Annotated in this window: 23 protein-coding genes, 1 tRNA gene and 1 pseudogene; 22 read left to right on the forward strand and 3 right to left on the reverse strand. The window is 53.7% G+C overall.

The window, feature by feature from the left end:
- Positions 1-15: 15 nt before the first annotated feature.
- Entirely contained in the window at positions 16-969 is a 954-nt protein-coding gene (locus CJF39_RS19765; protein ID WP_094994959.1) for a putative 2-dehydropantoate 2-reductase, read from the reverse strand.
- Between the two features lie 115 nt (positions 970-1,084).
- Between CJF39_RS19765 and CJF39_RS19770 the strand changes: the two genes are divergently transcribed.
- Together CJF39_RS19770 and CJF39_RS19775 are read left to right on the forward strand one after the other, a co-directional pair.
- A complete protein-coding gene (locus tag CJF39_RS19770) occupies positions 1,085-1,570 on the forward strand; it encodes a YajQ family cyclic di-GMP-binding protein (protein ID WP_094994960.1) in 486 nt (161 codons plus the stop codon).
- A gap of 143 nt (positions 1,571-1,713) precedes the next feature.
- On the forward strand, positions 1,714-2,556 hold the full coding sequence (locus CJF39_RS19775) for a mechanosensitive ion channel family protein (protein ID WP_094994961.1): 843 nt from the start codon (positions 1,714-1,716) through the stop codon (positions 2,554-2,556).
- Between the two features lie 230 nt (positions 2,557-2,786).
- On the opposite strand, the gene CJF39_RS19780 is transcribed toward CJF39_RS19775, so the two are convergent.
- Positions 2,787-4,070 carry an OprD family porin gene (locus tag CJF39_RS19780; protein WP_094994962.1) on the reverse strand — a complete coding sequence of 428 codons (1,284 nt, stop codon included), beginning with the start codon at positions 4,068-4,070 and terminating at the stop codon, positions 2,787-2,789.
- Between the two features lie 730 nt (positions 4,071-4,800).
- Here CJF39_RS19780 and CJF39_RS19785 point away from each other — a divergent pair.
- Positions 4,801-5,232, forward strand: coding sequence for an HIT domain-containing protein (locus CJF39_RS19785; RefSeq protein WP_094994963.1), 432 nt, complete (start codon positions 4,801-4,803; stop codon positions 5,230-5,232).
- Positions 5,229-5,435, forward strand: coding sequence for a SlyX family protein (locus tag CJF39_RS19790; protein WP_047278009.1), 207 nt, complete (start codon positions 5,229-5,231; stop codon positions 5,433-5,435). Before CJF39_RS19785 ends, CJF39_RS19790 begins: the two co-directional genes overlap by 4 nt.
- 68 nt (positions 5,436-5,503) lie before the next feature.
- Here CJF39_RS19790 and CJF39_RS23525 read toward each other — a convergent pair whose 3' ends face one another.
- A complete protein-coding gene (locus tag CJF39_RS23525; protein WP_094994964.1) occupies positions 5,504-6,106 on the reverse strand; it encodes a cold-shock protein in 603 nt (200 codons plus the stop codon).
- A 727-nt stretch (positions 6,107-6,833) separates the two neighbouring features.
- Between CJF39_RS23525 and CJF39_RS19800 the strand changes: the two genes are divergently transcribed.
- The 18 genes and pseudogenes from CJF39_RS19800 to CJF39_RS23410 form a co-directional block, all read left to right on the forward strand.
- On the forward strand, positions 6,834-7,196 hold the full coding sequence (locus CJF39_RS19800) for a ribbon-helix-helix domain-containing protein (protein WP_094994965.1): 363 nt from the start codon (positions 6,834-6,836) through the stop codon (positions 7,194-7,196).
- A gap of 179 nt (positions 7,197-7,375) precedes the next feature.
- Complete coding sequence (locus CJF39_RS19805; RefSeq protein WP_094994966.1) at positions 7,376-7,597, forward strand: FmdB family zinc ribbon protein; 222 nt, start codon at positions 7,376-7,378, stop codon at positions 7,595-7,597.
- A 112-nt stretch (positions 7,598-7,709) separates the two neighbouring features.
- Complete coding sequence (gene aspS / locus CJF39_RS19810; protein WP_094994967.1) at positions 7,710-9,485, forward strand: aspartate--tRNA ligase; 1,776 nt, start codon at positions 7,710-7,712, stop codon at positions 9,483-9,485.
- A gap of 118 nt (positions 9,486-9,603) precedes the next feature.
- Positions 9,604-10,350 (forward strand): YebC/PmpR family DNA-binding transcriptional regulator, encoded by a 747-nt coding sequence (locus CJF39_RS19815; protein WP_094994968.1) that lies wholly within the window; start codon positions 9,604-9,606, stop codon positions 10,348-10,350.
- A 128-nt stretch (positions 10,351-10,478) separates the two neighbouring features.
- The gene (gene ruvC, locus CJF39_RS19820; protein ID WP_094994978.1) at positions 10,479-11,003 is read left to right on the forward strand and encodes a crossover junction endodeoxyribonuclease RuvC; all 525 of its coding nucleotides are present in this window, start codon (positions 10,479-10,481) and stop codon (positions 11,001-11,003) included.
- Positions 11,004-11,110: 107 nt separating this feature from the next.
- Positions 11,111-11,719 (forward strand): Holliday junction branch migration protein RuvA, encoded by a 609-nt coding sequence (gene ruvA, locus CJF39_RS19825; RefSeq protein ID WP_094994969.1) that lies wholly within the window; start codon positions 11,111-11,113, stop codon positions 11,717-11,719.
- Positions 11,720-12,778 carry a Holliday junction branch migration DNA helicase RuvB gene (gene ruvB, locus CJF39_RS19830; protein WP_094994970.1) on the forward strand — a complete coding sequence of 353 codons (1,059 nt, stop codon included), beginning with the start codon at positions 11,720-11,722 and terminating at the stop codon, positions 12,776-12,778.
- A 138-nt stretch (positions 12,779-12,916) separates the two neighbouring features.
- Complete coding sequence (gene ybgC / locus CJF39_RS19835; RefSeq protein ID WP_094994971.1) at positions 12,917-13,384, forward strand: tol-pal system-associated acyl-CoA thioesterase; 468 nt, start codon at positions 12,917-12,919, stop codon at positions 13,382-13,384.
- Positions 13,374-14,069 carry a protein TolQ gene (gene tolQ / locus CJF39_RS19840; protein WP_047277996.1) on the forward strand — a complete coding sequence of 232 codons (696 nt, stop codon included), beginning with the start codon at positions 13,374-13,376 and terminating at the stop codon, positions 14,067-14,069. The genes ybgC and tolQ overlap by 11 nt, the downstream gene beginning before the upstream one ends.
- Before the next feature lie 23 nt (positions 14,070-14,092).
- Positions 14,093-14,545, forward strand: a complete 453-nt coding sequence (gene tolR / locus CJF39_RS19845; RefSeq protein WP_162199712.1) for a protein TolR — start codon at positions 14,093-14,095, stop codon at positions 14,543-14,545.
- Positions 14,545-15,639 carry a cell envelope integrity protein TolA gene (gene tolA, locus CJF39_RS19850; RefSeq protein ID WP_094994972.1) on the forward strand — a complete coding sequence of 365 codons (1,095 nt, stop codon included), beginning with the start codon at positions 14,545-14,547 and terminating at the stop codon, positions 15,637-15,639. The genes tolR and tolA overlap by 1 nt, the downstream gene beginning before the upstream one ends.
- Positions 15,640-15,686: 47 nt before the next feature.
- A complete protein-coding gene (gene tolB / locus CJF39_RS19855) occupies positions 15,687-16,937 on the forward strand; it encodes a Tol-Pal system beta propeller repeat protein TolB (protein WP_249275400.1) in 1,251 nt (416 codons plus the stop codon).
- Between the two features lie 55 nt (positions 16,938-16,992).
- The gene (gene pal, locus CJF39_RS19860) at positions 16,993-17,493 is read left to right on the forward strand and encodes a peptidoglycan-associated lipoprotein Pal (RefSeq protein ID WP_003441254.1); all 501 of its coding nucleotides are present in this window, start codon (positions 16,993-16,995) and stop codon (positions 17,491-17,493) included.
- A 6-nt stretch (positions 17,494-17,499) separates the two neighbouring features.
- A complete protein-coding gene (ybgF, locus tag CJF39_RS19865; protein ID WP_094994974.1) occupies positions 17,500-18,321 on the forward strand; it encodes a tol-pal system protein YbgF in 822 nt (273 codons plus the stop codon).
- A 163-nt stretch (positions 18,322-18,484) separates the two neighbouring features.
- The gene (gene queE, locus CJF39_RS19870) at positions 18,485-19,132 is read left to right on the forward strand and encodes a 7-carboxy-7-deazaguanine synthase QueE (RefSeq protein ID WP_094994975.1); all 648 of its coding nucleotides are present in this window, start codon (positions 18,485-18,487) and stop codon (positions 19,130-19,132) included.
- 1 nt (position 19,133) lies between these two features.
- The gene (gene queC, locus CJF39_RS19875; RefSeq protein ID WP_094994979.1) at positions 19,134-19,826 is read left to right on the forward strand and encodes a 7-cyano-7-deazaguanine synthase QueC; all 693 of its coding nucleotides are present in this window, start codon (positions 19,134-19,136) and stop codon (positions 19,824-19,826) included.
- A gap of 74 nt (positions 19,827-19,900) precedes the next feature.
- Positions 19,901-19,976, forward strand: a tRNA-Lys gene (locus CJF39_RS19880).
- Between the two features lie 448 nt (positions 19,977-20,424).
- A pseudogene (locus CJF39_RS23410) lies at positions 20,425-21,299 on the forward strand (IS3 family transposase); the annotation flags it as partial.
- Between the last annotated feature and the right edge of the window lie 71 nt (positions 21,300-21,370).

Consider the following 21,370-nt stretch of genomic DNA (forward strand, 5'->3'; position numbering starts at 1 on the left):
AGGTTAGCGCGGCGTTCAGTGAGAGGGCAAACCGAGGTGCTTCAGGTGGGCTGTCAACTGTTGGTGGATAGCATGTAAGTGAGGTGTGTCCAGGCCACTGCGTTGCGCCGCCTGGCAGGCATACCCGGTCAAATAGCTAATCTCTGTGCGCCTGCGTTGTGCCACATCCTGATACATCGAGGCGTAATTGTTAGCTGTGGCGTCAATCACCCGGTGCACTTCAGTGCTCAAATTTGCCGCTGCTTCTGGTTGTGCGCAGATTTCAAGCAGGGCGCCGAGTTCACTGCACAGCGCATCCACTGTGTGCGCATGTGCTTTCAGTCCTCCGTTTCTGCATTGATGCAGCACGGTCAACGGGTTGATTGCACAGTTGAGCGCCAACTTGCGCCACAACCGACTCAGAATGTTCGGGCTCCACTCATGACTGATGCCGCTGTGTTGTAGCTCGTCAAGCCATGAGGGCGCGGCGCCCTGTTGAGGGTCACCTAGCCAGTTATGACCCTGCCCGGCAAAGACCACGCGCCAGTCGCCCTCACGAAACGCCCCCTCCGTGCTGGAGGCAAACAGGCATCGCGCCTGTGGAACCAGAGCGGCTACGGCTTGTTGGCTACCCAGTCCGTTTTGCAGCAGGATGAGTTGCGCGTCAGGGCTCAAACGGTGAGCGATACGAGCGACGGCATGCTCTGCGTCATACGCTTTGCACGCCACTAGCAGGCGTATGATGGGTTCTGCGGTGTCGAGGGTTTGCGCTGCAATGGGCCACAGAGTGGCTTTGTTTCCTTCGACGAGGGTCAAACCTTGCGCCGTTTTGTAAGCGTGTAATCGCGCCTCATCGCGCAAAATCAGCCGTACGTCATACCCTGCCCGTGCCAGGCGGGTGGCCCATAACGAACCCATACTGCCAGCCCCCAGAATGTGCCAAGGCGTTGAAGCCAACCGTGAGGTGCCGCTATCGGTTTGTGCAGACATGAGTGCTCGCCCGTGAATGAAGTCGAAGAACCGTTATAATGCCCGCGCATTTTAACTGTCAGGTCAGGCGTGCTCCATCTGTGTTGAGCGCGCCCTTTATTATTGGAGAAAACACATGCCGTCGTTCGACGTGGTATCCGAACTGGACAAGCACGAAGTCACCAACGCAGTCGAGAACGCTGTCAAAGAGCTGGACCGCCGTTACGACTTAAAAGGCAAAGGCTCTTTTGAGTTCAAGGAAAAAGACCTGACGGTCAACCTGACTGCCGAAGCTGACTTCCAACTGGAAGCAATGATCGAAATTCTCAAGCTGGCCCTGGTCAAGCGCAAGATCGATGTGCAGTGCCTTGAGGTCAAGGAAGCTTACGCGTCGGGTAAGCTGATGAAGCAAGAAGCAGTGCTCAAGGAAGGTATCGACAAGGAGATGGCGAAGAAAATCGTCGCTCACGTCAAAGACGCCAAACTCAAGGTTCAGGCCGCCATTCAGGGTGAGCAGGTACGCATTACCGGCAAGAAGCGCGATGACCTGCAAGAAGCCATTGCTGCCTTGCGCGCCAAGACGTTCGATCTGCCATTGCAGTTCAACAATTTCCGCGATTGATTAATGATCATTGGCCATGGGGGAACCTCTGGCGATCATCGGCGTCCGAGTTTTTCGGGCACTGCAGAAACGATTGAGCGGGTAGCGTTCAGTCGTTTCGCTGAGTAAATGACGTCGCCGGGTATCGGTACAAGGAGATATAAATGGACTTGAACGCTGAAATGGATCACTTGATCCAGGCTTCGCAAGCCTGGATTCCGATGATCATGGAATACGGTAGCCGCGTGCTGCTGGCCTTGATTACGTTGGTTGTAGGCTGGTGGTTGATCAATCGCCTGACCGCAAAGCTGGGTAATTTACTGGCGCTGCGCAAGGCTGATCTGGCGCTGCAAGGCTTTATCAGCAGTCTGGCCAACATCATTCTCAAAGTGCTGCTGGTGGTGAGTGTTGCCTCAATGATCGGCATTCAGACCACCTCATTTGTGGCGGCGATCGGTGCGGCGGGTCTGGCGATCGGTTTGGCGTTGCAGGGCAGCCTGGCGAACTTTGCTGGTGGGGTGCTGATACTGTTGTTCCGTCCGTTCAAGATTGGTGACTGGATTGAAGCGCAGGGCGTGAGTGGTACCGTCGACAGCATTCAGATCTTCCATACTGTTCTGCGCACCGGCGACAACAAGACTGTCATCGTGCCCAACGGCAATTTGTCCAACGGCATCATCACTAACTACAACCGTCAGCCGACGCGCAAGGTGGTGTTTGATGTTGGCGTTGATTACGAGGCGGATCTGCAGAAGGTGCGTGAGGTGTTGCTGGCGTTGGCGGATGACCCGCGCGTACTCAAAGATCCTGCTCCGGTGGTTGTCGTGACCACGTTGGGTGACAGTGCTATCACCATGTCATTACGCGTGTGGGTTGATACCCCGAATTACTGGGATGTGCTGTTCATGTTCAACGAACAGTCCCGTGATCGTCTGAAGGCTGCAAATATCGATATTCCGTTTCCGCAGCGTGTGATTCGCGTGGTTCAGGAGTCGGCGGCAGAATAAGTGGCCGTGAATAGCCTGAGTCAGACACGTGTGTGATTGATCAATTAAAGGGGCGTGAGCCTCTTTAATTGTTTTTGGTCTTCACTTTTCAGTAATCAGCGCTACATTGCGCTAACGGTAGGAAGTTAGTTAGCTTGCTATATTGCTGAGCCCGGACATTAAAAAGCCATGCCCTCTTTGAAGGGCATGGCTTTTTTGAACACGATGCAGTTAAGGCATTAACGCACTTATTACAAGATGTTCAGCGGGTACTCAACGATCACGCGAACGTCGTTGGTATCAACGCCGTAGTTGCTGGTGGTGCGATAAACCGAACTACGCAGGCGGAAGGACAGGTCTTTGGCCGGGCCTTCTTGCATCACGTATTTGCTCTCGAAGTTGAATTCGTGCTCTTTGCCTTCGCCTTCGGAGGTGGAGATATTGTCACCGTTGACATAACGGGCCATGAAGCTCAGGCCGGGTACGCCGTAGCTGGCCATGTTAAGGTCGTAACGACCCTGCCAGGAGCGCTCGTCCTTGCCGTTAAAGTCGGAGTACTGCACGGAGTTGGCGAGGAAAATAGAGCCGCCGCCGTCTACGCCGTAGTAGTAGCCGCTATCACCGGTAGAGCGCTGGTAGGCCAGGGTGAACTTGTGTGCGCCCAAGCTGTAGGCTGCTGCCAAACTCCAGATTTTGTTGTCGACGTCGCCCGCTAGCTCTTTGCCTTGGCTAGAAGTGCGGTAGCCGTTGAAGTCGAAGTTCAAGGCCTGAGATTCAGCAATCGGCAGGGTGTAGTTCAGGTTGATGTATTGCTTTTTGAAGTAATCATCAACGTCCGACGCTGCTACGCCGCCGACAAAATTGTCGGTGAACTGGTAGGTTGCGCCAGCAATATTGGCAGCCGTCAGGCCGGGTTCACCCGGACCGTTGATGCTGTCACGACCCATGCCAGTCTGGGAGCTCAGCGCGGTGAAGCGACCGGCGCTCAATTCCAGTCCCTTGATTTCCTTGCTGGTAATCAGGGTGCCGGTGGCTACTTCAGGCAGCAAGCGGCTGTCATCTGTGGAGAATACCGGGCTGGCTACGAATTGGTTGCCGTACTTCAGAACGGTGTCGGAGATGCGGAATTTTACCGCTCCGCCCATTTTCGACTGGGTATCTTCCGGATCGCCATTGCCCCGAGTGGCGAACAGGCCGTTACCTTGACGCCCTGCGCCGCCGTCCAGGCGCACAGTACCCATTGCGAAAGCATCCACGCCCACACCTACGGTGCCTTGAGTGAAGCCGGATTCGTAGTTGAGCAGTTCGCTCAAGCCCCAGTCTTCGCGATAACCGTTTTTGAAGCCGCCACCTTCTTTCGCGATGTTGCCAGCGCCATTGCGGTAGTCACGGTTCATGTACAGCATGCGGGTTTTGGAAGTCAGGGTGCTGTCTTCAATGAAACCCTTGGCTTCGTCCTGAGACGATGCCATTGCGAACTGCGTAGTCCCGGCTGATACAGCCAGTGCGATCATGCTCCACTTCATCACGCGCATCGTGATTTGCTCCTTTGGTTTTAGGAAGAGTACTGCCGTCCCACCTGAATTTTTATCTGGGGCGGCTCTTTCTTTTTGTGTCGGCGCAAACTTATATCACGCCGGCCCTATTGGCGATACTTACCCTCATAAGCTTTCAGCTTCTTTACAGCTGTGTCGCAAAACACGTTTTTTAAGTCGTAAATGTGCTGCTGCCAGGGGTGTTCGTACATGTTGTTGAAACTGTTTTGGGTGGTTGGTGTGGTGGGTTCTGTCATGGAACCACGGATTTAAACCGCCACTTATCTGCGGCTGGTCTATTGTTGATTATCGTAGCCCTGTTACATCCTTGAGCGCGCATCATCGACATGGACATGCTCTATGCAACAAGCATGCTCAAAGCTCGACATCTTTAGAAAAAAAATATTCATCGAGGATATCCAGCGTTCGTGCGGTCTGAAGCCGAGGGCTATGGACGTCAGGAGCAGGCGTTTCCGTATTTGTGTTACCCAACCTCCAGTTATTTAAATTGTGAGAGCGAAAAATGTTACCGGTTAACACCCGGCGCGCGAGTGGTGACGTTTGACTGCACTGAAATCATTCGGGCTGTGCAATTTTGGTGCATCTTTGTTGAATTACTGTTGCCTTGAGGCGTGAAGCAACTCTGGATCAGGGGTATCCTGCACTTCGCTGGCGGGCAGTTGATGAGTCTGGCTGCCTGTAAAATTACCGTCGCACAGGAGAACATTCAGTGTTCGTTTTGGATTCTCGTCTCAAACAGGATACGTGGCTGATGGGAGATTTCCCGTTGTGCAGCCTTCTGCTGTCCAATGACTCCAATTACCCCTGGTTCATTCTGGTGCCGCGACGCGAGGGTATCAGTGAGTTGTTTCAGTTGAATGATGATGATCAGCACTTGATGTGGCGTGAAACCACCGTATTGGCACGCGTGCTGAAGGATCTGTTTGCAGGGGACAAAATGAATGTGGCCACATTGGGTAATGTGGTCAAACAGATGCACATGCATGTGATCGTGCGGTACGTCACGGATGCTGCATGGCCCGGCCCGGTTTGGGGTAAACACCCGGCAAAGCCTTATGCTCGCGAAGAGGTACTTAGTTTGCGCAGCAGGTTGAAAGCGGTTCTCGGTGAAGCGTTGATAATTTCGGAGGGCGTGCTGTGACGCTTGAAGCTCGTGTGACAGATCTTGAAACCCGTTTGGCTTTTCAGGATGACACCATCCAGGCGCTGAATGATGTGCTGGTGGCCCAGCAAAATGCCGTAGATCGGTTGCAGATGCAGATTGCTGCTTTGCTTAAGCGCCAGGAAGAGATGGGGGGGCAGTTTGAGTCGTTTGAGGACGAGGCGCCCCCACCACATTATTGATCCTTCAGACAGATGATAAAAAACCGCGATCAGCCAGGCTGCTCGCGGTTTTTTATTGGGCGGTTAAATCAGCGGCGTGGCAGTGCCGCGATCACGTCTTCAGCCTGGAGGCCTTTATCACGGTTCATTACCGAAAATTCCACGCGCTGGCCTTCTACCAGAACGCGGTGGCCTTCGCCGCGAATGGCACGAAAGTGCACGAAAATATCATCGCCGGAGTCGCGGGAAATGAAGCCGAACCCTTTTGATGTGTTAAACCACTTCACGGTGCCGGTATCGCGGTTAGTCATGTCGTAGTTTGGTGAAGCTGACGACGGGGAGGACTTGTAAAAGCTAACCCCCAGATGTAGCAATACGGCCAAAAAGGCAGGCGCGAGGCTTAACAAAACTGCAGGTTGATCGCCGATCGGCAACAGCAGGCCAAACAGGGTCAGGGTTTGCAGAACCACAGACAGGACAAGCAAGGCGCTGACCAGATTTTGCAGTTGGTGGCGCGCACCTTTATTCCAGAACGGTATGACAGGGGCCAGGGTCAGGTTGAGCAAGCCGAGAAAAGCCAGGTATAGGGCATCGGCGTGTTGCAGGTAAGGGATAGCTTCAGACTGTAGGCTGGGTATAAAGGACAGCAGCAACGCCGCTGCTCCCGTCACCAAGTGGACGATTTTCAACATTTCGATTAACTCACATTAAGACGGATCGCAAGGAAGAGCTGATTGGGCACGGTTCGCTTCTGAAAAAATGAAGGCGTTGGACACGTGCGGTGATCAGCCTATGCGCCTTCACCAAGCCTCGGTGGAGGCGACACGCTGCCTATTTAACAGTAAAGCGTGAAGCTTCTCAAATTATGCCTTCTGAACGGTAAATAAAGGTGCTTCCTTTGAGTCGGTAGGATTCGTCGTTTTCTAACAATGCTTTTGTCTGGGGGCGGCGTTTGATTTGTTGTGATTGTGTTATGGCTATATTTAAGAGGGGGCGGGATACTTTGGGTTTCCTTATGTGTGATGAATTTTGTTTCGCTTTGAAGTTGGGTTGTTTTGACATAAAGGCTATATATATATTTGTTTGAGGGTTGGTGGGCTGGTGGGAGGGTGTATCAGGTACAGCAGTACACATACATATGGCGCGGCGTAAAAGTTGGCTGTAAGTCCATGCTGTATTTTATTTTATTACTGGGGCGAGGCATCAGACTTGCCCGGATTTAAGTGGTGATGGCTCCGTGTGGCTGGCGTTTGAGGGCTTGAGGCTGAGCGTTCAAGAATTCATCCGGTGCAGCGGGAGAGCTCCTACGTATTTGCGGGTGAGATCCGCTGGATAAGAACTTTTACATAATGTTTTATGTAAGGGTGTTTCAAAGAATATTAATTAACTTAAATGGTGTTGCGATGGAGTGCTCTAAATATGGGGCGATTAATCAGGCATGAAGGGGTGGGTGGCAGAGTCGTTCAAAGAGTCAAGATTGATCCTGCTATTCTCGATTTTGGGATGTCGTTGGCGCGACCGTTATCGCGTTCGGTCAGGTTAAATGGATTTGCAACATGTCTGCGTCTTGAAGAGGTGTACTGGAAGGTGTTGTCGGACATTGCTCGCAATAATGATTGTTCAATAAATGCGTTGTTGTCGTATGTAGACAGGGAGGTTCATCTGCGGCATGGCGGGGTGAAAAACTTCAGCGGGCTGATTCGGGTTGTGTGTGTGATGCACCTCTCTAATGCTGTACGGGGATCGGCTGAGGCTCCACAAAAGCAGTTCTTTTGGGGGTGAGTGACCTTTAAGCCAAGCGAGTGCGGGTGTTCAGCTGCTTGTAACCGCTCAATATTTATGGTGCCTTTAGCTTCATATGGCCGTTCGCGCGGCTGCAAAGGCACGATTTACCAGATATAATCTCGCCCTTTGTGGCCCTCTGTAGGAGGGTGCCGCTATCGGATAGTCGAGATACGCCAATGCCCATGTACGATTATCAATGTGCTTCCTGCGGTCATCAGTTGGAAGCCATTCAAAAAATCAGTGACTCACCGCTGATTGATTGTCCTGCCTGCCAGGCGCCTGAGTTGAAAAAACTGCTGTCCATGCCTGGCTTTCGCTTGAGTGGCACGGGCTGGTATGAAACAGATTTCAAGACAGGCTCGAAAAAAAATCTGGCAGGCGGCGACAAATCCGACTGAGATCGAGCGAAAGCAGTCTGAATATGAGCGGGGTCTTGCGTGTCACTAACCACTGGTAATGGTGCGCAAGGCCTCCACCGAATTTCGAATTACGAGAAGTGAAACTACGACCATGATGCGCAGCCATTATTGCGGCCAACTGAACGAAAGCCTGGAAGGCCAGGAAATTACCCTTTGCGGATGGGTTCACCGTCGCCGTGACCACGGTGGGGTGATTTTCCTCGATATCCGTGATCGTGACGGTCTGGCCCAAGTGGTTTTCGATCCGGATCGTGCTGAAACCTTCGCTGCCGCGGATCGTGTGCGCAGTGAGTACGTCGTCAAAGTCACCGGCAAGGTGCGTCTGCGTCCGGCAGGTGCGGGCAACGCCAACATGGCGTCCGGTATGATCGAAGTGCTGGGTTACGAACTGGAAGTGTTGAACGAAGCAGAGACCCCTCCGTTCCCGCTTAACGAATTCTCTGATGTAGGCGAGGAGACCCGTCTGCGTTATCGCTTTATCGACCTGCGTCGCCCAGAAATGCTCGAGAAGCTACGCCTGCGTTCGCGCATGACCACCAGCATCCGTCGGTATCTCGACGAAAACGGCTTCCTGGATGTCGAAACACCGATTCTGACCCGCGCAACCCCAGAGGGTGCACGTGACTATCTGGTGCCAAGCCGTACTCATGCAGGCAGCTTCTTTGCCTTGCCTCAATCGCCACAGCTGTTTAAACAGCTGCTGATGGTTGCGGGTTTTGATCGCTACTACCAGATCGCCAAGTGCTTCCGCGACGAGGATTTGCGCGCAGATCGTCAGCCTGAGTTCACTCAGATTGACATTGAGACCAGCTTCCTTGATGAAAAAGACATCATGGGCCTGACCGAAGGCATGATTCGCACCCTGTTCAAGGAAGTGCTGGATCTGGAATTCGGCGAATTCCCGCACATGACGTTTGAAGAGGCCATGCGCCGTTATGGCTCCGACAAGCCTGACTTGCGTAACCCGCTTGAACTGGTAGATGTTGCCGATCAACTCAAAGACGTTGAATTCAAGGTCTTCAGCGGTCCGGCCAACGATCCTAAAAGCCGCGTTGCCGCGTTGCGCGTACCGGGCGGAGCGAGCATGCCGCGCAGCAAGATCGACGATTACACTAAGTTCGTTGGCATTTATGGTGCTCGCGGCCTGGCGTACATCAAGGTCAATGAGCGCGCCAAGGGTGTTGAGGGTCTGCAATCGCCGATCGTTAAAAACATTCCGGAAGCCAACCTCAATGTCATCCTGGATCGCGTAGGCGCTGTGGATGGCGATATCGTGTTCTTTGGCGCCGATAAAGCCAAGATCGTGAGTGAGGCACTGGGTGCGCTACGTATCAAGGTAGGTAACGACCTGAACCTGCTGACCTGTGAGTGGGCCCCGATGTGGGTCGTTGACTTCCCGATGTTCGAAGAGAACGAAGACGGTAGCTTCAGCGCCTTGCATCACCCGTTCACTGCGCCGAAGTGTTCGCCTGAAGAGCTGGAAGCCAATCCGGCAACCGCTCTTTCTCGTGCTTATGACATGGTGTTGAATGGTACCGAGCTCGGTGGCGGTTCGATCCGTATCCACCGTAAAGAAATGCAGCAAGCGGTCTTCCGTCTGTTGGGCATCAACGAGGCGGAACAGGAAGAGAAGTTTGGCTTCCTGCTGGACGCGCTGAAGTACGGTGCGCCGCCGCACGGTGGTCTGGCATTCGGCCTGGACCGCCTTGTCATGCTGATGACTGGCGCTCAGTCGATTCGTGAAGTGATTGCATTCCCTAAAACCCAGAGTGCTGCCTGCGTCATGACTCAAGCTCCGGGCATGGTGGACGCTAAGGCGTTGCGAGAGCTGCATATTCGTTTGCGTGAACAGCCTAAGGCTGAGTAATACGGAACACCGAAGGCGCATCCCCGGATGCGCCTTTCTCGTTGGACCGGAAATTTTATTGCTGGCTGGCCCTTCGGGCCAAGTTGGCAAGGTTTCAGACAAGGATTCGGAGTAGGTTATGGCAGGTCATTCTAAGTGGGCGAACATCAAGCACCGCAAAGAGCGTCAGGATGCCAAAAAAGGCAAAATTTTCACCAAGTGGATTCGTGAGCTGACTGTCGCGGCGCGTCAGGGTGGTGGTGACCCAGCGTCCAACCCAAGGCTGCGTCTGGCGCTGGACAAAGCGCTTGGAGCAAACATGAGCCGTGATGTCATTGATCGTGCTGTCGCCCGTGGTGCCGGTGCGGCTGATACCGATGACATGGTTGAGCTGAGTTACGAAGGCTACGGGCCTGGTGGCGTGGCGGTGATGGTTGAGTGCATGACCGACAACCGCAACCGGACTGCAGCAGCTGTGCGTCATGCTTTCAGCAAATGCGGCGGCAATCTGGGCACTGATGGCTCTGTGGCGTACTTGTTTGAGCGTAAAGGCCAGATTTCGTATACCGCGGGTGTTGATGAAGATGCCTTGATCGAAGCGGCTATGGAAGCAGATGCCGATGACGTTGTGACCAATGAAGACGGGTCGATCGATGTGTTCACATCATTTTCGAGCTTCTACGCAGTTCGCAACGCATTAGAGGCTGCAGGCTTCAAGCCGGCTGATGCCGAAATCGTAATGCTGCCCACCACGAGTGCCGAGCTGGATCTGGAGGGTGCTGAGAAGGTGCTCAAGCTGATCGACATGCTTGAGGATCTGGATGACGTGCAAAACGTTTACTCCAACGCCGAGATCCCCGAGGCTGTGCTGGAACAGCTTGCCTGATACCTCGCTGTAATCCTGGAAGCCGGAGGTGCAACGCTGCGATGATCGCAGGCTGTGCACCTCCGGCTTCTGCCTTTAAGCTGTCCGGGTTCATGCCCGAGGGCATCACTTCTAAAGCTGCAGGCGTTATGACTCTTATTCTTGGTATCGATCCCGGTTCGCGCATTACCGGCTATGGCGTGGTGCAGGACACCGGTCGTGGCTGTGTGTACGTGGCTTCGGGGTGTATTCGTACAGGCAACGGCGAAATGCATGAGCGGCTGCAGATCGTTTATCGCGGCGTGCGCGAAGTGATACAGACGTACGGCCCGGTTACGATGGGCATTGAAAAAGTATTTATGGGGCGTAATGCGGATTCGGCGTTAAAGCTGGGTCAGGCCCGGGGCGCAGCAATCGTTGCTGGCGGTGAGGAAAGTCTGGAAATCGCCGAGTACACGGCGACTCAAATCAAGCAGGCGGTTGCGGGTACCGGGGGCGCTAATAAAGAGCAGGTGATGATGATGGTCATGCATTTGCTCAAGCTGACGTCAAAACCGCAAATTGATGCTTCTGATGCGTTGGCAATTGCGTTGTGCCATGCGCACACGCGCTCCAGTTTGCTGCCTCACGGGTTGGGTGCTGCGCGCAGTCGGGGTGGTCGTCTGCGTCTATAGGGGGCGGGTGTCTCTGGTGTTGAGCGCTTTGGGTGTTTGCCCGTGCAATCGTGCAGCGCCCGTCTTATTAGTTAGCCATTGATCTGGCCTGAAAAAGGATCTGAAACGTGATTGGACGCTTGCGCGGTACTCTCGCTGAAAAACAGCCGCCTCACCTGATTCTGGATGTGAATGGCCTGGGTTATGAGGTGGAGGTTCCGATGACTACACTTTACCGCCTGCCTTCAATCGGTGAGCCGTTGACCCTGCACACCCATTTAGTGGTTCGCGAAGATGCGCAGTTGCTCTATGGTTTCAGTGGCAAGCGAGAGCGCGATTTTTTTCGCGAATTGATTCGGCTCAATGGCGTGGGCCCTAAATTGGCATTGGCACTGATGTCCAGTCTGGAAGTCGATGAGCTGGTGCGTTGTGTACAGGCCCAGGATACGTCGGCGCTGACCAAGGTGCCGGGGGTTGGCAAGAAAACCGCCGAGCGCCTGTTGGTCGAACTGAAGGATCGGTTCAAAGCATGGGAGCAGGTGCCGAGCATGTTTGCGCTGGTGCCCAATCAGCCGGATGCCCCTGCGCAAGTCGCCAGCGCTGAAAGCGATGCGGTCAGCGCGTTGATCTCTTTGGGCTATAAACCTCAAGAGGCGAGTAAAGCAGTGTCGGCCATCAAGGATAAAACGTTGAGCAGTGAAGACATGATCCGCCGAGCCCTGAAGGGAATGATTTAAGTGATTGAAGCTGATCGTTTGATAACCGCTTCCAGCGGACGTGACCGCGAAGAGGTTCAGGATCGCGCGATCCGTCCATTGAGTCTGGCCGACTATATTGGTCAGCCGGCAGTGCGCGAGCAGATGGAGTTGTTTATCCAGGCTGCGCGTGGCCGTGCAGAGTCGTTGGACCACACGCTGATTTTTGGGCCGCCGGGCTTGGGTAAAACTACCCTGGCGAACATCATTGCGCAGGAAATGGGTGTTTCGATTAAAAGTACGTCGGGCCCGGTGCTTGAGAGGCCAGGGGACCTGGCAGCCCTGCTGACCAATCTGGAACCCCATGATGTGCTGTTCATTGATGAAATTCACCGGTTGTCGCCTATTGTCGAGGAAGTCTTGTACCCGGCCATGGAAGATTTTCAGCTGGACATCATGATCGGCGAGGGGCCTGCTGCGCGTTCGATCAAGCTGGATTTGCCGCCGTTTACGCTGGTTGGGGCGACAACCCGTGCCGGGATGCTGACCAATCCTTTGCGCGACCGCTTCGGCATTGTTCAGCGTCTTGAGTTTTATGGCATTGATGACCTGGCGACGATCGTCAGTCGTTCTGCGGGAATCTTCGGTTTGCCGCTGGATCCGGAAGGTGCATATGAAATTGCGCGGCGGGCCCGCGGTACACCGCGTATCGCCAATCGGTTGCTACGCCGTGTGCGCGACTTTGCCGAAGTGCGGGCCAAGGGGCATATCACCAAATCTGTGGCAGATCTGGCGCTCAATCTCCTGGATGTGGATGAACACGGTTTTGATCATCAGGACCGGCGATTGCTGTTGACCATGATCGAGAAATTCGATGGGGGGCCGGTGGGGGTCGACAGTCTTGCGGCAGCGATCAGTGAAGAGCGCCATACCATCGAGGATGTGCTGGAACCGTACTTGATTCAGCAAGGCTATATCATGCGTACGCCGCGAGGGCGTGTAGTGACCCGGCATGCGTATTTGCACTTTGGTCTGAATATTCCGTCACGTTTGGGCGAAATGCCGAGCGCAGATGAATTCTCGAATGCGCAGGATGATTAATTAAGCCGTAATGAGTCGATTTTTTTGCCGTTTTTGATGTCACAAGGGCTGGCGCTGAAAATCCTGAGTCTTAAAGTCTAAGAAGAGTGAAAAACAGTGGTCTGGCGGATTGGCAACCTGAGGAGTAAGCACTAGAGTATGCGCGCGCAAAACAGGCTTGAGCCGCTCGCACATCGCTGTCGCGTTTATTACGAAGACACCGATGCGGGTGGCGTCGTGTATTACGTAAATTATCTAAAGTTTATGGAGCGGGCTCGAACCGAAAGGCTGCGGGAACTGGGGTTTGCCCAGTCCGAGCTGGTAGGGGAGAACCTGTTATTTGTCGTGCATTCCAGCGAGGCGCGTTATCACGCACCGGCGCGACTGGACGACGAACTGTTGGTAACTGCGCAAGTAATAGAACTCAACCGTGCCAGCCTGCGTTTCAAACAGCAGGTCTGGCGGGCTGCGGACTCAACGTTGCTCTGCGAAGGGCAGTTTTTGGTGGCCTGTGTGCGCGCCGATAGTTTCAAACCCCGGGCCATTCCCGAAGCTTTACGTACGGCCTTTGCCGACGTGAGCGGCGCGGGTAAACATTTAGAGCAGGAGATAAAGCGTGGAAGCTAACGTCGTCGACCATTCCTCCATGTGGAGCTTGGTCAGCAATGCCAGCATTGTTGTGCAATTGGTAATGTTGACCCTGCTGGCCGCATCGGTTACCTCGTGGGTCATGATTTTTCAGCGCAGCACTATGCTGCGCGCCGGTCGACGTGCCCTGGAAAGCTTTGAAGAGCGCTTCTGGTCGGGTATCGATCTGTCCAAGTTGTACCGCCAGGCAGGTAGCAATCCGGATCCTGATTCGGGCGTTGAGCAGATCTTTCGTGCAGGATTCAAGGAGTTTTCCCGTCTGCGTCAGCAGCCAGGTGTAGATCCTGAGGCTGTCATGGAAGGTGTGGCCCGTGCCATGCGTGTAGCAATTTCCCGTGAAGAAGAAAAACTGGAGCAAAGCCTGCCGTTCCTCGCGACAGTTGGTTCTGTGAGCCCTTACATCGGTCTGTTCGGTACGGTGTGGGGCATCATGAACTCATTCCGCGGTTTGGCGACGGCTCAGCAGGCCACGCTGGCGACTGTGGCGCCAGGTATTGCCGAAGCGCTGGTCGCTACGGCAATCGGTCTGTTTGCTGCAATTCCAGCCGTTATCGCTTACAACCGCTTTGCTGCGCGTAGTGAAACCCTTATCGGTCGCTACTACACCTTCGCCGATGAATTCCAGGCGATCCTGCACCGTAAAGTGCACACCAGCGAAGAATAAGCAGGTACTTTCCAATGGCTTTAATCGCTCGAGCTCGCAAGAAGCGCAAGCCGGTCGCCGAGATGAACGTGGTGCCTTACATCGACGTGATGTTGGTACTGTTGGTCATTTTCATGGTGACTGCGCCCATGCTCAATCAGGGTGTGAAAGTGGATTTGCCCAAAGTCTCCAGTGAGGCTTTGCCGCAAGACAACAACACTCAGGTTCTGACTATTTCGATCAAGGCTGACAAGACCTACTTCTGGAACCTTGGCAGCGAAGTCGATACTGAAAAACAGATGGACAAGGCCATGACCTTGCCGCAAATGACAGATGCCGTCACCAAAATCATTCGTGCTGGCAACGAAGGCGGCAAGCATACTCAGGTCTTCATTCGCGGCGACAAGTCTGTGGATTATGGCGCGGTGATGGGAGCCATGGGGGGCTTGCAGAAAGCCGGCGTCGGTAATGTTGGCTTGATCACAGAGGCTCCCTGATGCGCGAACAGCGGGAGCCGTCCGCCTCTGAAAACTATTTTTGGCCTACAGTTTGGGCCGTAGGGCTGCACGTTCTGATTTTTGGCATGCTGTTCGCCAGTTTTGCCATGACGCCGGAACTGCCTCCCTCGAAGCCGATTGTTCAAGCAACCTTGTATCAACTGAAGTCAAAAAGTCAGGCGACCACCCAGACCAATCAAAAGATTGCGGGTGAGGCAAAGAAATCTGCCGCACGTCAGACCGAAGTTGAGCAGATGGAGCAAAAAAAGGTTGAGCAAGAGGCCGTGAAAGCGGCGGAACAAAAGAAAGAAGAGGCTGCCGAGAAAGCAGCAGAGGCCAAGAAGGCTGACGAAGCCAAGGCCAGTGAAGCGAAGAAGGCTGAGGAAGCTAAAAAGGCTGACGAAGCCAAGAAAGCAGACGACGCTAAAAAAGCCACTGAAGCCAAAAAAGCCGAAGAGAAAAAGTTGGCTGATATAGCCAAGAAAAAGTCTGAGGAAGAGGCCAAAAAAGCCGCTGAAGAAGAGGCGAAGAAAAAGGCCGCCGAAGAAGCCAAGAAAAAGATTGTCGAAGATGCGAAGAAGAAAGCTGCTGAAGATGCCAAGAAAAAGGCCGTAGCGGATGAGGCGAAGAAGAAAGCCGCCGAAGACGCCAAGAAAAAAGCGGCTGCTGATGCTGCCAAGAAAAAGGCAGTAGAAGCAGCACGTAAATCGACCGAAGAGAAAAAGGCGCAAGCCTTGGCAGATTTGCTTTCCGATACGCCTCAACGTCAACAAGCCTTGGCAGAGGAGCAGGGCGATGAGGTCGCCGGCAGTTTTGATGACCTGATTCGTGCCCGGGCAGCAGAAGGTTGGGCTCGTCCTCCTTCGGCTCGCAAGAACATGACAGTGGTGCTGCAAATTGGCATGTTGCCGGATGGCACGGTAACTTCGGTTACGGTTGCCAGATCCAGTGGTGACGGACCTTTTGACAGTTCGGCTGTGGCGGCGGTCAAGAACATTGGCCGTTTAACGGAGATGCAGGGCCTGAAGCCCAGCGAATTCAATCCTTATCGATCATTCAAGATGACATTCACACCTGAGGATCTAGCCTTGTGATTAACTTTTTTCGAGGACTGCTCGTCGTCGTCTGCTGCTTCGCAGGGATGGCAATGGCAGAAGAAAAGAACATTCTGGTCACTAGCGGTAGCGACCGGGCCACACCTATTGCCGTGGTTCCATTTGGCTGGCAGGGCGGTTCCGTTCTGCCGGACGACATGGCTGAAATCATTGGCAATGACCTGCGCAACTCGGGCTACTACGCACCGATTCCAAAGCAGAACATGATCAGCTTGCCGACCCAGGCCAGCGAAGTCATTTTCCGTGACTGGAAAGCGTTAGGTGCCCAGTACGTGATAGTCGGCAATATTGTCCCGGCCGGCGGTCGTTTGCAGGTTCAATATGCCCTGTTCAATGTGGCCACCGAGCAACCGGTTCTGACCGGTAGTGTCTCCGGTACTGCTGAGCAGCTGCGTGATATGGCGCATTACATCTCCGACCAGTCATTTGAAAAACTGACCGGTATTAAAGGCGCATTCTCAACCCGTTTACTCTACGTAACGGCTGAGCGCGCCAGTGCCAATAACACCCGCTATACCTTGCAGCGTTCGGATTACGACGGTGCACGTGCTGTCACGCTGCTGCAATCGCGTGAACCGATTCTGTCGCCTCGTTTCGCGCCAGACGGCAAGCGCATCGCCTATGTCTCGTTTGAGCAAAAACGTCCGCGTATCTTCATGCAGAACATTGATACCGGTCGTCGTGAGCAAATCACCAACTTCGAAGGCCTTAACGGTGCCCCTGCGTGGTCTCCGGACGGTTCGAAGCTGGCATTTGTGTTGTCTAAAGATGGTAACGCTGAAATTTACGTAATGAATCTGGCGTCCCGTCAGCTGACTCGCGTGACTAACAGCCCGGCTATCGATACCGAACCGTTCTGGGGCAAGGATGGGTCAACCATCTACTTCACCTCTGACCGCGGCGGTAAACCACAAATCTACAAAACCACAGTTGGTAGCGGTAATGCAGAGCGCGTGACATTTATCGGGAACTACAACGCCAGTCCGAAGCTTTCGGCAGACGAAAAGACCCTGGTAATGATTCATCGTCAGGATGGCTTCACCAATTTCCGTGTGGCAGCGCAAGATTTGCAGCGTGGAAGCGTGAAAATCCTCACAGATACCAACCTTGATGAGTCAGCTACTGTTGCGCCCAACGGCACCATGGTAATCTACGCCACCCGCCAGCAGGGCCGGGGAGTCTTGATGCTCGTGTCCATTAATGGACGCGTAAGGCTCCCTCTTCCTACCGCTCAAGGCGAAGTCAGAGAACCTTCCTGGTCCCCTTACCTGAACTGACGTGGTGATAGCTTTACGTTGCACTTAACACTTGGGGTTCATTAGGAGTTTTACGATGGAAATGCTGAAGTTTGGTAAATTTGCTGCGCTGGCACTGGCCATGGCTGTAGCTGTAGGTTGCTCGTCTAAAGGCGGCGACAATGCCGGTGAAGGCGCTGCTGTTGATCCAAACGCTGGTTATGGCGCAAACACAGGCGCTGTTGATGGCTCCCTGAGCGAAGAAGCTGCTCTGCGTGCTATCACTGTTTTCTACTTCGAATACGACAGTTCGGACCTGAAACCAGAAGCTATGCGCGCTCTTGACGTTCACGCAAAAGACCTGAAAGCTAACGGCGCTCGCGTTGTTCTGGAAGGTAACACTGACGCCCGTGGTACTCGTGAGTACAACATGGCACTGGGCGAGCGTCGTGCGAAAGCCGTTCAACGCTACCTGGTTCTGCAAGGTGTTTCTCCAGCACAGCTGGAGCTGGTGTCCTACGGTAAAGAGCGTCCGATCGCTACTGGCAACGACGAGCAGTCGTGGGCTCAGAACCGTCGCGTCGAACTGCGTAAGTAATTCGTCATGCGAACGTGCCGCCGTGCTGTAACTATTCTGACTCTCAGCCTCATGCCGCTTGCGGCCTGGGCTGCGGTTCCTGTGGTCGATGACAACTCTGGCTATAACAATAGCGGGGGGAGTTATCCGTCAACGGGTTACGGTGCGAGCGGCGCCTATGCCGGGGGAGGGGTTTCGGCCCCTGTCTCGGCACAGGGCGAGCTGTTCAACCAGTTGCAACAAATGCAGGAACAGATTGCACGCCAACAGGGTGTAATCGAAGTTCTGCAGAATGATATTTCGCGCATGAAGCAAGAAAGCCTGGAGCGATACCAGGAACTTGATCGGCGTATTGGTGCTGGCATTGCTCCTGCTGCCGCGCCTGATAATTCTTCATCTGGTGGTGCCAGTACGACCGCCAGTAATACGGCTGCACCTGCTCCTCAGGCTGCTGCCAGTTCTGAGCCGGGTGATCCGGCGAAAGAAAAGCTCTATTACGATGCTGCTTTTGACTTGATCAAGGCTAAAGACTTCGACAAGGCCAGCCAGGCGTTCAGTGCCTTTTTGCGTAAATACCCTAACAGTCAGTATGCCGGTAACGCTCAATATTGGCTGGGTGAGGTGAATCTGGCTAAAGGTGATTTGCAGGCTGCAGGCCAGGCGTTCGCCAAAGTCAGTCAGCTTTATCCCAAGCATGGGAAAGTGCCTGACTCGTTGTACAAGTTGGCTGATGTTGAGCGCCGTTTGGGGCATGCCGATAAGGTTAAAGGCATCCTCCAGCAAGTGGTGTCCCAATACCCGGGCACCTCTGCAGCGCAATTGGCCCAGCGCGATTTGCAGCGCATGTAAGCTATCGAGTGTTTTCATCGAGAAACCCGCGCCTGTCGCGGGTTTTTTCGTTAGAATCCACGCCCTTTTATGAAATACGCTCTTCTGAGTACTGCGTTGGCAGATTCCTTGGAGTGCCTGACGGAGGCGGACAGCCTGTTTAGCTGTTACGCCCGTGGCGGATATGCAAGACACATTGAGAATTACCGAAGTTTTTTACTCGTTGCAGGGTGAAACGCGAACGGCTGGCTTGCCTACCGTTTTTGTTCGCCTAACCGGTTGCCCTTTACGCTGTGGTTATTGCGACAGCGCTTACGCATTCAGTGGCGGCACTGTAAGGCCTCTGAAGGACATACTTGAGCAGGTGGCGAGTTATCGTCCGCGCTATGTATGTGTTACAGGGGGGGAGCCGCTAGCCCAGCCCAATGTAATTCCTTTGATGACGCAGCTTTGCGATGCCGGATATGAAGTCTCCATCGAGACCAGTGGTGCGCTGGATATTTCGGCAGTGGATCCCCGCGTCAGTCGTGTGCTTGATCTGAAGACTCCTGGCTCTAAAGAGTCCCATCGTAATCTCTACGAAAATATCGCGTTGTTGACATGCAATGATCAGGTCAAGTTTGTGATCTGTTCGCGTGATGACTACGACTGGGCGGTTTCGAAGTTGATCGAGTATGGGTTAGAGCGGCGAGCCGGAGAGGTGCTGTTCTCGCCAAGCCATCATGATTTGTCGGCCCGTGAACTGGCCGACTGGATCGTTGCCGACAACTTGCCGGTGCGTTTGCAAATGCAGTTGCACAAATACTTATGGAACGATGAGCCGGGGCGCTGAAATGACAGAACAATCGGTTGTACAAGAGAAAAGAGCAGTCATTCTATTGTCGGGCGGTCTGGATTCGGCGACTGTTGTCGCCATGGCCCGCGCCGAAGGTTACAGCTGCTACACCATGAGCTTTGATTACGGTCAGCGCCATCGTGCGGAGCTTGATGCCGCTGCGCGTGTTGCCCGTGATCTGGGCGTCATTGACCACAAGGTCATTGGGCTGAACCTGGACGGTATCGGAGGCTCAGCGCTAACTGACAGCTCGATTGACGTGCCTGAGGCCCCGAGTGAAGGTATTCCGGTCACCTATGTCCCCGCGCGTAATACGGTGTTCCTGTCGTTGGCATTGGGTTGGGCCGAGGTGCTGGAGGCGCAAGATATTTTCATCGGTGTGAACGCTGTGGACTATTCAGGCTATCCGGACTGTCGTCCAGAGTTTGTAGAGGCTTTCGAAGTCATGGCAAATCTTGCTACCAAAGCGGGTGTCGAGGGTAAGCCGTTCAGTATCAAGGCTCCTCTGCAAAGCCTGAGCAAAGCGCAGATTGTCCAGGCGGGTGCAAAGTTGGGTGTCGACTATTCGCTGACTGTTTCGTGCTATCAGGCCGACGACCAAGGTCGTGCATGCGGCAAATGCGATAGCTGCCGTTTGCGTGCAGATGGCTTCGCAGCTGCCGGAATCAAAGATCCAACCCGTTATTTTTGACTTATTTCATATTTATTTTTAATCGGGTGTTGAATTCTCGTTAAAAATCAGTATTATACGTCCCACAACGAAGCGGGTCGTTAGCTCAGTTGGTAGAGCAGTTGGCTTTTAACCAATTGGTCGTAGGTTCGAATCCCACACGACCCACCATATCGCTACATCAAAACAGCCGGTCAGTACCTCAGGGTCTACCGGCTTTTTTGTGTCTGTCATTTGGCGAGCGTGCGGGCTAAAGGCGAAAACGCATATTCCTCCATTCGGGCCAGAAATCATCAATTTTCGACTATTGGTTTTTAGGCTTTTCATGATCTCAATGTGGTTCTAGCACATTGGAGGCAATTTCTATAAAAATACGAAGTGCGTGTCAGATTTGGATTTTGCGCTATGAAGGAAAGTTGTTCTGAGCGTAGAAGTACTTTTCTTGTGCGTGATTTCGCATGCGTAGCAGCGTGCTAATGGCGTTTCTCTGAGCGAGCGTTTTCCCGGTTCGTGCCCGTACCGAATCGCCCCGGATTCTCTAGACACCTTGCAAGCTCATTGGACTGCCCCCGGCGCAATAGACATCTCCAGCCTATGCTTTGAGCATAGGAGGAAGTCTATGAGCACCCAACGATTCACGCCGGAATTCAAGGCAGAAGCCGTGAGGCAAGTTATTGAACGCGGATACTCCGTTGCGGAAACAGCCGAGCGCCTCGGCGTTTCGACCCACAGCCTCTACAAATGGGTCAAAGCTGTGACGCCTGACAAAACCGAGAAACAGGCCAGCGAGTTGCTCGTAGCCAAAAGCGAGATTTTGCGGCTGCGAGCCCAAATGCGACGCTTGGAAGAAGAGCGCGACATATTAAAAAAAGCAGCGCGATACTTCGCCAGGGAATCCGAGTGAAATACCGCTTCATTAACGAGCACCGACATCAATACGCGATCACTACGCTGTGTCGGGTTTTGCGAGTTGCTCGTGCCGGGCTCTATCAATGGCTACACAAGCCTGTTTCTGATCGCGAAAAAGAGAATAGTCGGCTGTTAGGGCTGATCCGCGACTCCTATGCGGCCAGTCGAGGTGTGTATGGCGCACGGAGGATGTTTGCTGACTTGCGCGAGGCTGGAGAAAGTTGCGGCAAGCACCGTGTCGCGGCATTGATGCGCACCAATAAAATCAAGGCGCTCAGAGGCTATAAAGCCCCGCGCGCAATCAAAGGCAGATCATCGATCATTGCCCCCAATCGACTCAACCGGGCCTTCACTGTCGATGCCCCGAATAAGGCTTGGGTGACCGATATCACTTACATCCGAACGTGGTAGGGATGGCTATATCTGGCTGTCGTACTGGATCTGTACGCTCGCAAGGTGGTCGGCTGGTCAATGAAGCCAACGCGAGGCAAGGAGCTGGCGCTGGACGCGCTGCTCATGGCGGTATGGCGCCGTAAACCCAAAATCAGAGTCATCGTGCATTCGGATCAGGGGAGCCAAGGCGGATTCAACCGGTCGTCGCAACACTGGATTGTTGTACAGACTTTAGATACTCATTCAGTGCTTCGGCAGGTGTT

The sequence above is a fragment of the Pseudomonas lundensis genome, assembly GCF_002269125.1.
Lineage (GTDB): Bacteria > Pseudomonadota > Gammaproteobacteria > Pseudomonadales > Pseudomonadaceae > Aquipseudomonas > Aquipseudomonas lundensis_A.